The sequence below is a fragment of the Streptomyces sp. NPDC059874 genome (assembly GCF_042731135.1).
In the GTDB taxonomy this organism is placed as follows: domain Bacteria; phylum Actinomycetota; class Actinomycetes; order Streptomycetales; family Streptomycetaceae; genus Streptomyces.
The window spans coordinates 1-10,518 of the sequence record NZ_JBHWJY010000145.1; the positions used below are offsets into that span (position 1 = coordinate 1).

Here is a 10,518-nt window from a genome sequence, read left to right on the forward strand (position 1 = left end):
TTCCAGGGGTCGGAGGGCCGAGGGTGGTTGCGTTCGACGCCCTGCGGGGACGCCCCGACGCACACCCGACCCCGGCGGTGCGGGCCGGGTCCTGCCGGGACATTCCGGCGCGCACCCGACCCCGGCGGGGACGCCCCGACGCACACCCGACCCCGGCGGAACCGGCGGGACGCCCTAGCCTGGTCGGCCATGGGATACGACGTGCACGTCACACGCGCCGAGTTCTGGTGGGACGAGGACGCACCCGGCATCACGGCCGACGAGTGGGCCGCGGTGGTCGCCGCCGACCCCGGGCTCGAAGCGGCCGGCGCGGCGACGGCCGCCGGGATCACGTACGAGAGCCCCTGGCTCGCCCGCACGGTCCCGGGCGGCGCCTGGCTGGACTGGCGCGACGGCCGGATCGTCGCCAAGAACCCGGACCGGACCGTCCTCGACGCCCTCCGGAAAGTCGCCCGCGCCTTGGGCGGCGGGGCCCGGGTCCAGGGCGACGACGGCGAGCCGTACGACTGACGCCGCGGCCCGACGGCCGGTCACGGGGGTCCTCACCGCAGGGGGTGGGGCCTGCCCGGCCAAGTCCCCGGGGACCGGGCCGGCCTCGACACCCGGCCTCCGGCCGAAGGGCTTTAGCCGCGTACATGCGCCCGCCGGCACGCTCTGTACCCGAGAGCCCCGCCCCCGGGACATCCCCCACCCCCAGGGCGGGGCCTTCCGTACCAGGGAGGAAGGACGCCCCCGATGGCCATCACAGGGACCGGCCGCACCCGGCTCGCCCCGCCGGGCGCCCAGGGCGGCAACGGGATGACCCGTCGCCTGCGGTTCGGCTACGCCTCGGGGTCGCTCGTCACGGGGACGTTCACCACCCTCCCGGGGCTGCTGCTGCTCCCGTACCTCACGGACACCCTGGGGGTCGGCGCCGCACTGGCGGGGGTGATCGTGTTCGTGCCCAAGGCCTGGGACGCCGTGCTCAACCCGTTCGTCGGCCGCGCCAGCGACCGTACGCGGTCCCGCTGGGGGGCCCGTCGCCCGTACGTCCTCGGCGGCGGCCTCGCCATGGCCCTGGCGTTCGCGCTGACCTTCGCGGGCCCGCTGCCCGGCACCGCCGGCGCCTGGTTCACCGCGGCCGGATACCTGCTCACCGCGACCGCGTTCGCGTTCTTCCAGGTGCCGTACGTCGCGATGCCCGCCGAGCTCGCCGACCGGGAAGAGGACCGCATGCGGCTGGTCGGCGGCCGCGTCGCCGTCATCGGGGTCGCGGCCCTCGTCACCGGCGGCGTCGCCCCCGCCCTCGTCGACGCGGGCGGCGGCGGCCTCGCCGGGCACCGCTGGGTCGGCGTGTTCGGCGGGGCGGTCATCGCCCTCGGCGCCGTCTGGGTCTTCACCGGCACCGCCCGCACGCCGCACGACGCACCCCGCGTCCCCGCCAACGAGCCCACCCTGCGGGAGCAGTTCGCCGCAGCCCGCGCCAATCCGCCGTTCATGGCCCTGCTGCGCTGCGTGGTCGTCCAGTCCGTCGCGACCGGCGTCCTCCTCGCCGGCGCCCCGTACTTCGCCGAGCACGTGCTCCACGACTCCTCCGGCGTCGGCGCCCTCGTCGCCGCGTTCGTCGCGCCGAACCTCCTCACCATGCCCCTCTGGCAACGCCTGCGCGGCCCCCGCGGCTACACCATCGCCTCCGCCCTCTTCGCCGTCGGCTGCCTGCTCTTCCTCGCGGCTCCCGTCCTCCCCGAAGGCGCGGTCCTGCTCAGCATGGCCCTGGCCGGCACGGGCCACGCCGGCCAGCTCCTCTTCCTGTACGCCATGCTGCCGGACTGCATCGCCCGCGACGCCGCCCGCACCGAGCGCCGCCAAGCGGGCGTCCTGTCCGGCGTGTTCACCACCGGCGAGGGGCTCGGCGTGGCCCTCGGGCCCTTCCTCTACGGCCTGGTCCTCCAGCTCTCCGGCTACGTCTCCTCCGGCACCGGACGCGCCGCCGAGCAGTCCGCCGCGGCGGAACTCGGCATGCTGGCGGGCTTCGCGGCCCTCCCCGCCCTGGCCACCGTGGTTGCCGTCCTCCTGCTGCGCGCGTACGACCGCCCCTACTGACCCCTCATCAGCGAAGGTGCCCGGACACGGGTATGCGGGACGCCACCCCCGCAGGATGATGGGTTCACGATCATGATTCGTGGGCATCGGGGGGTGGCTGTCGTGACGTACACGCAGGAATGGGACGCGGCCCAGGTCGGATTCGGACCGGAGGTACGCGCCCTCGTCGCGCAGGCCCTCGACCCGGACCCCACCGTCGTGGTCCGAGCCGGGACGTACGTCGTCGACCCGCCCTTCTTCGGCAACGGCGACATCGGCCGGGTCGCCGTCTGCGGCGCCGTCAACGAACTGGCCGCCACCGGCGCCGAACCCCGCCACATCGCCCTCGGCATCGTGCTGGAGGCCGGCCTGCCGCTGGACCTCGTCCACCGGCTGACCGCGTCGGTGCGCGCCGCCGCGGCCGAGGCCGGTGTCACCATCGCCGCCGTCGACACCCAGGTCGTCCGCGCGGGCGAGGCCGACCGGGTCTTCGTCACCGCGACCGCCTTCGGGGTGCGCGGCGGCCCCCCGCTCGACCTGGCCTCGGTCCGTCCCGGCGACCGCATCGTGGTCACCGGCCCCCTGGGCAGCCACGCCGCCCACCTGGTTTCCCTGCGCGACGGCCTCGGCTACGAACACCACGTGCCCAGCGACTGCGCCCCCCTCGGCGGCCTCCTGCACACCGTCGGCGCCGGCATCCACCACGCCCGCACGGTGGTCGCCGGCGGCCTCGCGGAGGTGTTGCGCCAGTGTGCCGCCGGCCGGGGGTTGACCCTGCGCGTCGAGGAGTCCGCCCTGCCCGTACGGTACGAGGCCCGTGTGGCCCTCGCCGCCCGCGGCCTGGCCCCCCTGGACGCGGCCTGCGCCGGCTGCCTGTGCCTGTTCGTCCCGCCGGAACGCCTTCAGTCGGTTCTCACGGCCCTGCGCGCCCACCCGTACGGCCGCCACGCCGCCGCCGTCGGCGAGGTCACGGCCGACCCGATGGGCGCCGTGGAACTCGTCATGCCGGACGGCGACCTCCACACCGGCGCGGCCCCCGCCGGCTCGGTCCCCGAACGCCTGCTCTGAGGCCGCAGCGGGGGAGGGAGTTCAGTGCTCCTGTCGCAGGTCGTCCGGCCGGTACTTGTAGTAGGCCAGGAACATGTCGACCCCGGTGTTGGTGAGCGCTTCGGTCGTCTCCGGGTCCAGGGTCATGCCGTAGGCCGCGTGGATGATGTGCGGGTACAGCACCAGTGAGTAGAACTGGACGATGGCGACCTCGACATCGGGCATGTCGAGCCGGCCTTCGGCTACGAGGTGCTCGAAGGTCTCGACGAGCGAGGGCCTTGCCCGGTCCGGACCGTTCTCCTTCCAGGCCTGGCCCAGTTCGGGGAAACGGCGGACCTCGTTCACGACCAGCTGGCGCAGCGCCACCACCTCGGGCCGCGTCATTCCGCTCACCCAGGCCCGTGCCGTCCACACCAGTGCGGTGCGGACGTCGCCCGTGCTCTTCAGCCGTTCGGCCGTGCCCGCGACGGTTTCGCCGAGCGCCTCTTCGAGCGCGTCCCCGATGACGGCCAGGAACAGCTGTTCCTTGCTGCCGAAGTGGTTGTAGACGGTCACCTTGGAGACACCGGCCTCGGTGGCGATCGTGTCCATGCCGACCCGGAAGCCGTCCCGCACGAATGCCGCTCGGGCGGACCGGATGATCGCCTGCCGCTTGCGGGCAGCCCGGTCGCCCGCGGGTACCCGGGGGGTCTCTCTCACTTCCACTCCGTCCTGTATCGGTCGGGCGACAGCCTAGCAGCCCCTGAACTGACCAGTTGAGTTCACATGAACTGCTCTGTACAGTTCAGGCCATGCCCCCGGTCCAACCCGGGCGATCCGGCACGTAGTTGACCGACGCGGCGCCGCCAACACACATCAAGCCACCGAGCGGAAGGGTTCCCTCGTGCGTATCAGCCTGCTTGGTCCGGTCGAAGCCTGGGCCGATGACGGGACGCGGCTCGACGTCGGCAGCGTCCGGCTGAGGATGGTGCTGGCCCGGCTCGCCCTGGAGGCGGGCCGTCCGGTGTCCACCGAGACGCTCATCGCCGATCTTTGGGGGGAGCGCGTACCGACCGGGGCGTGCAGCGCCCTGCAGGCCTCGGTGTCGCGCCTGCGCAAGGCGTTGGGCCGGGCGGGAACGGTCGAGCTCACGGCCGCCGGCTACCGGCTTTCGGTGTGCGCCGGGGACGTCGACGTGCACGTTTTCGAAGAACTGCTCGCGCGGGGACGGCGCGAGCTGGCCGCGGGGCGGGGCAAGGAGGCCGCGGCGCTGTTCGCCCGGGCATGGGGACTGTGGCGGGGAGAGGCCCTCGCGGACGTACTGGAAGCGCCGTTCGCCAGGCCGTCCGCGACGCGGCTGAACGGGCTGCGGGCGGCGGCGGCCGAGGACCGCTTCGACGCGGAGCTGCTGCTGGGTCGCCACACCCAGGTGCTGGCGGACCTCGGAGCGGCGGCGGCCGAACACCCGCTGAACGAGCGACTGGCCACACTGCACATGCGCGCGCTGGCCGCGGTGGGACGCCGACCCGACGCGCTGGCGGTCTACGAGCACCTCCGCCGCAGGCTGGGCGAGGAACTCGGTGTCGACCCCTCGGTCGAATCGCAGCAGGTCCATCTCGCCCTGCTCCGGGGCGAGACGGACCGCCCCGCAGCCGCGCCCGTGGCCGCGCCGGGCAGGCTCCCGGCCCACCTGGCCGGCTTCGTCGGCCGGGAATCCGAACTGGCCGAGCTCGCCAGGCTGCTGACCGCCTCCCGCCTGGTCTCGATCGTCGGCCCCGGCGGATCGGGCAAGACCAGGCTGGCCCTCGAGGCGGTGCTGCGGGACCGGGCCCATCAGCTCGGCCAGGTGTGGTTCGTGCCCCTGGCCGGGGTGGGCGCGCCCGACCGGCTCGCCGACGCGGTACTGGCGGTACTCGCCGACACCGACCGCCGGCCCTACGGCGCGAGGGAGAAGCCGACACCGGTCGACCGGCTGGCCGAACTGCTCGACGCGGACGACGCGGTGCTGCTGCTGGACAACTGCGAGCACCTCGTCGACGCGGTCGCGGATCTCGCCGACCGGCTGCTCGACCGACAGCCGCGGCTGAGGATCCTCGCCACCGGCAGGGAACCCCTGGCGATCACCGGAGAGGTGTTGTTCCCTCTCGGTCCGCTCGACCTGCCGATCGGAGATCCCGGTCCGGCCGAGGCCGTCGAGGCCGCGTCGGTGCGGCTGTTCGTCGACCGGGCCACCAGCGTCCGGCCGGGCTTCGTGCTCGACGGGACCACGGTGGGCGCCGTGGTGGAGATCTGCCGGCGGCTGGACGGGATGCCACTGGCGCTGGAACTGGCCGCCGCCCGGCTGCGGGCGATGAGCGCCGACCAGATCGCCAGACGGCTCGACGACCGGTTCAGACTGCTGGCGTCCGGGAGCAGGACCGCGCCGGCACGGCAGCGCACCCTGCGCGCCGTCGTCGAATGGAGCTGGGACCTGCTGGACGAGCCCGAGCGCGTGCTGGCGCGCAGGCTGTCCGTCTTCCCCGGCGGGGCCACTCTGGACGCGTTGGAAGCGATCTGCTCGGACGAGTCGCTGCCCGCCGCCGACGTGCTCTACTCGCTGAGCTCCCTCGTCGAGAAATCCCTCGTGGAGGTCTGCGGCGGCGAGGAGGCGCGCTACCGCATGCGGGAGACGGAGCGTGCCTACGCCGCCTCCGAGCACGCGGCCTCCGGGGCCGATCTCGCCGCGCCCTTCGCCGACTACTTCATCGCGCTGGCCGAGGAGTACGCACCACTGCTGCGCACCGAGCAACAGCCGTACGCCATCCGGTTGTTCGAAGCCGAGCACGACAACATGGTCTTCGCCCTGCGGACGGCCGTGAACGCGGGGGACGCGGACCGGGCGTACCGGTTCGTCGGAGCCTTGCTGTCGTACTGGGGCCTGCGGGGCATGACCGGCCAGGTCGAGCTGTTCACGGCCGAGCTGCCGGCGCTCGGCGGCGGGCCGGCGGGCGTGATCCCCGGGGGCCGCGCCACCCCCCGGGGCCGTGTCACCCCCGGGGGCAGCGCCACCCCCGGGGGCGTGTCGCCCTCACCGAACGAATCGGCTGAGGGCCACGGGGTGCTCTTGCGGTACGCCCGCACGGCGGCGGCCGCGGGGGCCGGCGACCCGGAGCAGACGGCGTGCTGACCGGCGTCAGGCGATCTCGGTGCGGCGGCCGCCCATCGGAACGACCAGGGGGGTGCCCGCGACCGGGCATTCGATGACTTCGGCGCGGAGGCCGAAGACCTCGTGGACCAGGTCCGGCGTGATGATCTCCGAGGGCGGGCCGGCCGCGATCACCCGGCCGTCGCGCATCGCGATGAGGTGGCCGGCGTACCGGCACGCGAGGTTGAGCTCGTGCAGGACCATCACCACCGTGCGGCCCTCCGTGCGGTTGAGGTCCGCGACCAGTTCGAGGACGTCGACCTGGTGGGCGAGGTCGAGGTAGGTCGTCGGCTCGTCCAGCAGCAGGACCGGCGTGTGCTGGGCCAAGGCCATCGCGATCCACACGCGCTGGCGCTGGCCGCCCGACAGCTCGTCGATGGAGCGGGTCGCCAGCTCCGCCGAACCCGTCGCCGCCAGCGCCGCGTCCACCGCGGCCTCGTCCGAGGAGGACCACTGGCGCCACCACCGCTGGTGCGGGGTACGGCCACGGGACACGAGATCGCGTACGGAGATGCCGTCCGGCGCGCTGGGAGTCTGCGGCAGCAGGGCGAGCCGCATCGCGAACTCCCGGGCGGACAGGCCCGCGATGTCCTCACCGTCCAGGTGGACGGCGCCGCCTACCGGCTTGAGCAGCCGGGCCAGCGCCCGCAACGCGGTGGACTTCCCGCACGCGTTCGGGCCGACGAGCGCCGTCACCTGCCCGGCCGGGATGTCGAGGTCGAGCTCCTCGCAGACGATGCGGTCGCCGTAGCCCAGGCGCAGCCCGGAGGCGTGGAGCGCGGTGGGGGAGAGGCCGGTGGGCTGGGTCTCGGTCAGCGGGGCGGTCATGTCAGCCTCCCTTTCCGGCCCGGTTGGTACGGGCGAGGAGTAGCAGCAGGTACGGGGCGCCCACGGCGCCGGTGAGCACGCCGACGGGCAGTTCGGTCGGGGCGAGGACGATTCGCCCGCCCAGGTCGGCGAGGACGAGCAGCACCGCTCCGGTCAGCGCGCTGGTGACCAGCGGGATGCCGGCGGTGCCGCTGATCCGCCGCGCGATCTGCGGGGCGCCGAGCGCGATGAAGGCGATCGGCCCGGCCGCGGACGTCGCCAGCGCGGTCAGGCACGTGGCGAGGACCAGCAGGGCGATCCGGGCGTGCCGCAGCGGGATGCCGAGGCTGCGCGCGGTGTCGTCGTCGTACTGGAGCAGTTGGTACGGGCGGGCGAGCGCCAGGGTCAGCGGCAGGAGCACCACCAGCGCCAGCCCGGCCCACTGGACGTGCTCGTAGCCGCGCCCGTTGAGGCTGCCGGTCAGCCACACCATGGCGCGGGAGGCCTGGTCGATGTCGGCGCGGGCCAGCAGCCAGCGGGTCACAGCGATCAGGGCGCCGTTCGCGGCGAGGCCGACGAGCACGAACCGGTAGCCGGTGATGGTGCCGTCCCGGTAGGCCAGCAGATAGATGACGACCGAGGTCAACAGCGCCCCGGCGAGGGCCCCGAACGGCACGGCTCCGAAGGTGCCGGCGCCGGCCGCGGTGACCCCGCCGATGAGGATGACGCCCACCGCACCCGCCCCGGCGCCGGCCGCGATGCCGATCAGGTCCGGGCTGGCCAGCGGGTTGCGGGTGACGGCTTGGAACACCGCGCCGGCCAGCCCGAACGCGGCCCCCACCAGCAGGGCCGTCAGTGCGCGCGGCAGTCGCAGCTGGTGGACGATCAGGTCGGCCGCGCCGGAACCGGTGCCGAGCACCGCTCCCAGAACGTCGCCGACCGGGATCGCGTAGGTGCCGAGCGAGACGGAGGCGATCAGGCCTGCGAAGCCGGTGACGGCGAGACCGAGCACCGTGAGGGCGACCCGGGGGCGCACGGCGACGCCGACGGGCCCGACTTCGAACCGGAGCTGCCGCAACTTCTTCCCAGGGCTCGCCGGTCGGGTCTTGCCCGTCCTGCCCGTCTTGCCCGTCCCGCTCGTCGTGCTCGTGCTGCTCGTCGTGGTCATCGGGTGTGCTCCTTGAGCTTGCCGCGCTTGACCAGCAGCGCGAGGAACGGCGCCCCGAGCAGCGCGGTCACCACACCCGCCTCGAGTTCGCCCGGCCGGGCCACCATCCGGCCCACCACGTCGGCCGCGAGCATCAGCGAGGCTCCGCCCAGCGCCGAACACGGCACCAGCCAGCGGGCATCGGGCCCGGTGAAGGCCCGTACGACGTGCGGGACGACCAGGCCGATGAAGGTCACGGGACCCGCGGCGGCGACGGCCGCGCCGGTCAGCAGGACCACCGCCAGCGCGCCCAGGGCGCGGGTGGACTTGACCGGGGTGCCGAGCGAGCTGGCCAGGTCGTCGCCGAGCGCGAGGGCGTTGAGACGGCCGCTGAGGCCGAGGGCCAGGGCGAGTCCGACGACGACGAACGGGAGCAGTTCCATGCCCAGTTGCGCGTCCCGGCCGGCCAGCGATCCGACCGCCCAGAAGCGGTACTGGTCCAGGGTGCGGACGTCGAGCAGCACCAGGGTGTTGGTGCCCGCGTCGAGCAGTACGGTCACGGCCGCGCCGGCCAGGGCGAGTTTGGCGGGGGTGGCGCCGCCGTAACCGGTGCCACCGACGGCGTAGGCGATCAGGCCGGCCAACGCCCCGCCCAGGAAGGCGAACCAGATGTACTGGTACGAACTCGTCAGCCCCAGCACGCCGATGCTCGCGGCGACCGCGAACGAACCGCCCGCGCTGATGCCGATGAGCCCGGGGTCGCCGAGCGGATTGCGGGTGATGTCCTGGGCCACCGCGCCGGCGGCGCCCAGCGCGAGTCCGACCAGCAGTCCCAGGAAGGTGCGGGGCATGCGCAGTTCGCGGACCACCACGGCGTCGCCGGCGTCACTTCCGGTTATCGCGGCCAGCACGTCGGAGAGCGGCACGGCCTTGGTGCCGATCGCGAGGGAGGCGCAGACCATGACGACCACCGTGGCGACCAGCGCCGTGAGCACCAGGGTTCGGGAGAGAACTCGTCGGGGTGGCGGGACGGTTGGGGCGGGGGCCGCGGCGGCGTTCGCGGTGGCGGGCTTCAGAGACACTTACACAAGGTAAGGGATGCCTAACCGAATTTGTCACACACCCCCCGTCTGGATTTGACCACGAAGAGCGGCTACTCTTCACAACGCGTTTACTCAGGCAAGCCTTACCTAAGAACAAATGTTCCCTCTGGAGAACTGAGAACTGATGAACACCTTCACTCAGCGTCGCCGGCCGGGCCGGTTCGCCGTTGCCGTTCTCACGGCAGCCATGGCCCTCTCGCTGGCCGCCTGCGGCGGCGGCAGCGACGACAAGAAGCCGGCCGCCGAGTCCTCGAAGTCGGCCGCCGCCGAGTCGGCCGGTTTCCCGCGCACGATCACCCACGACAAGGGCCAGACCGAGATCAAGGCCAAGCCCAAGCGTGTTGTGGCGCTGGACAACAGCCTCGTCGAGGCCGTCGTCGCCCTCGATGCGCCGCTGGTCGGCGGTATCGGAGCCTATCGTGACCAGAAGGGCTTCCCGGCCTACCTCGGTGACGCGGTGAAGGAGACCAAGGACGTCGGCCCGCTCGACAACCCGAACCTCGAGGCGATCGCGGCCCTCAAGCCCGACCTCATCGTCTCCGCGACGGTCCGTCACGCCGACTTCTACGACCGGCTGAGCCAGATCGCGCCGACCGTGTTCGTCAAGACCACCGGCCCGATCTGGAAGGAGAACATCACCTTCCTCGGTCAGGCGCTGGGCCAGGAGGAGAAGGCCGCCGCCAAGCTGACGGCGTACCAGACCCGTGCCAAGAAGATCGGTGACGCGATCAACGCCAAGGGTGGCGGCGCCAACGGCAAGCCCACCTTCTCGGTCGTCCGCTTCGTCGACGGCCCGACGCGCATCTACCTGCCCAAGACCTTCAGCGGCATCATCCTGAACGACATGGGCCTCACCCGTCCCGAGAACCAGCGTGACGAGGCCAAGTTCAACATCGAGATCAGCGAAGAGCAGATCGAGCAGGCCGACGCGGACCACATCTTCATGACCAGCTTCTCGGGTGGCGAGGAGCGCAAGAAGAAGTTCACCGCCAACCCGCTGTGGCAGCGCCTGAACGCGGTCCAGAAGAACCAGGTCCACGAGGTGGACGACTCGATCTGGATGACCTCGGTCTCCCTCCAGGGCGCGGACGTGGTCCTCGACGACCTGGCGAAGGCCTTCCAGGTGGACCCCGCCAAGTAGGCGGCGCCCCAACTGGGCTCGACGGGCCGGCCCCGGCCGCGTACTGACG

General features: G+C 73.0%; 9 protein-coding genes. 5 read left to right on the forward strand and 4 right to left on the reverse strand.

Annotation, left to right across the window (positions count from 1 at the left end; genetic code table 11):
• The first annotated feature begins 189 nt into the window (after positions 1 to 189).
• From ACFV9H_RS40335 to ACFV9H_RS40345, 3 genes are all read left to right on the forward strand, one after another.
• Positions 190 to 510, forward strand: a complete 321-nt coding sequence (locus ACFV9H_RS40335) for a hypothetical protein (protein WP_385408791.1) — start codon at positions 190 to 192, stop codon at positions 508 to 510.
• Between the two features lie 225 nt (positions 511 to 735).
• Complete coding sequence (locus ACFV9H_RS40340) at positions 736 to 2,082, forward strand: MFS transporter (protein WP_385408793.1); 1,347 nt, start codon at positions 736 to 738, stop codon at positions 2,080 to 2,082.
• A gap of 102 nt (positions 2,083 to 2,184) precedes the next feature.
• A complete protein-coding gene (locus tag ACFV9H_RS40345; protein ID WP_385408795.1) occupies positions 2,185 to 3,129 on the forward strand; it encodes an AIR synthase-related protein in 945 nt (314 codons plus the stop codon).
• Between the two features lie 21 nt (positions 3,130 to 3,150).
• Here the strand turns inward: ACFV9H_RS40345 and ACFV9H_RS40350 are convergent, their stop codons facing one another.
• On the reverse strand, positions 3,151 to 3,807 hold the full coding sequence (locus ACFV9H_RS40350) for a TetR/AcrR family transcriptional regulator (protein WP_385408797.1): 657 nt from the start codon (positions 3,805 to 3,807) through the stop codon (positions 3,151 to 3,153).
• A gap of 184 nt (positions 3,808 to 3,991) precedes the next feature.
• Here ACFV9H_RS40350 and ACFV9H_RS40355 point away from each other — a divergent pair, with 184 nt between their 5' ends.
• Positions 3,992 to 6,253, forward strand: coding sequence for a BTAD domain-containing putative transcriptional regulator (locus ACFV9H_RS40355; protein WP_385408799.1), 2,262 nt, complete (start codon positions 3,992 to 3,994; stop codon positions 6,251 to 6,253).
• Between the two features lie 6 nt (positions 6,254 to 6,259).
• Here ACFV9H_RS40355 and ACFV9H_RS40360 read toward each other — a convergent pair whose 3' ends face one another.
• From ACFV9H_RS40360 to ACFV9H_RS40370, 3 genes are read right to left on the reverse strand one after another with little or no spacing between them, the layout of a single operon-like run.
• Complete coding sequence (locus ACFV9H_RS40360; protein WP_385408801.1) at positions 6,260 to 7,099, reverse strand: ABC transporter ATP-binding protein; 840 nt, start codon at positions 7,097 to 7,099, stop codon at positions 6,260 to 6,262.
• Between the two features lies 1 nt (position 7,100).
• The gene (locus ACFV9H_RS40365) at positions 7,101 to 8,246 is read right to left on the reverse strand and encodes a FecCD family ABC transporter permease (protein WP_385408803.1); all 1,146 of its coding nucleotides are present in this window, start codon (positions 8,244 to 8,246) and stop codon (positions 7,101 to 7,103) included.
• Entirely contained in the window at positions 8,243 to 9,307 is a 1,065-nt protein-coding gene (locus ACFV9H_RS40370) for a FecCD family ABC transporter permease (RefSeq protein ID WP_385408805.1), read from the reverse strand. The genes ACFV9H_RS40365 and ACFV9H_RS40370 overlap by 4 nt, the downstream gene beginning before the upstream one ends.
• Positions 9,308 to 9,452: 145 nt before the next feature.
• On the opposite strand from ACFV9H_RS40370, the gene ACFV9H_RS40375 reads away from it, so the two are divergent.
• Positions 9,453 to 10,469, forward strand: coding sequence for an ABC transporter substrate-binding protein (locus ACFV9H_RS40375; RefSeq protein WP_385408807.1), 1,017 nt, complete (start codon positions 9,453 to 9,455; stop codon positions 10,467 to 10,469).
• Positions 10,470 to 10,518 lie beyond the last annotated feature (49 nt).

What these genes read in the sequence shown, in the direction of transcription:
- ACFV9H_RS40335 (WP_385408791.1), top strand. Translation starts at nt 190, where the DNA reads ATGGGATACGACGTGCACGTCACACGCGCCGAGTTCTGGTGGGACGAG.
- ACFV9H_RS40340 (WP_385408793.1), top strand. Translation starts at nt 736, where the DNA reads ATGGCCATCACAGGGACCGGCCGCACCCGGCTCGCCCCGCCGGGCGCC.
- ACFV9H_RS40360 (WP_385408801.1), bottom strand. Translation starts at nt 7,099, where the DNA reads ATGACCGCCCCGCTGACCGAGACCCAGCCCACCGGCCTCTCCCCCACC.
- ACFV9H_RS40365 (WP_385408803.1), bottom strand. Translation starts at nt 8,246, where the DNA reads ATGACCACGACGAGCAGCACGAGCACGACGAGCGGGACGGGCAAGACG.
- ACFV9H_RS40375 (WP_385408807.1), top strand. Translation starts at nt 9,453, where the DNA reads ATGAACACCTTCACTCAGCGTCGCCGGCCGGGCCGGTTCGCCGTTGCC.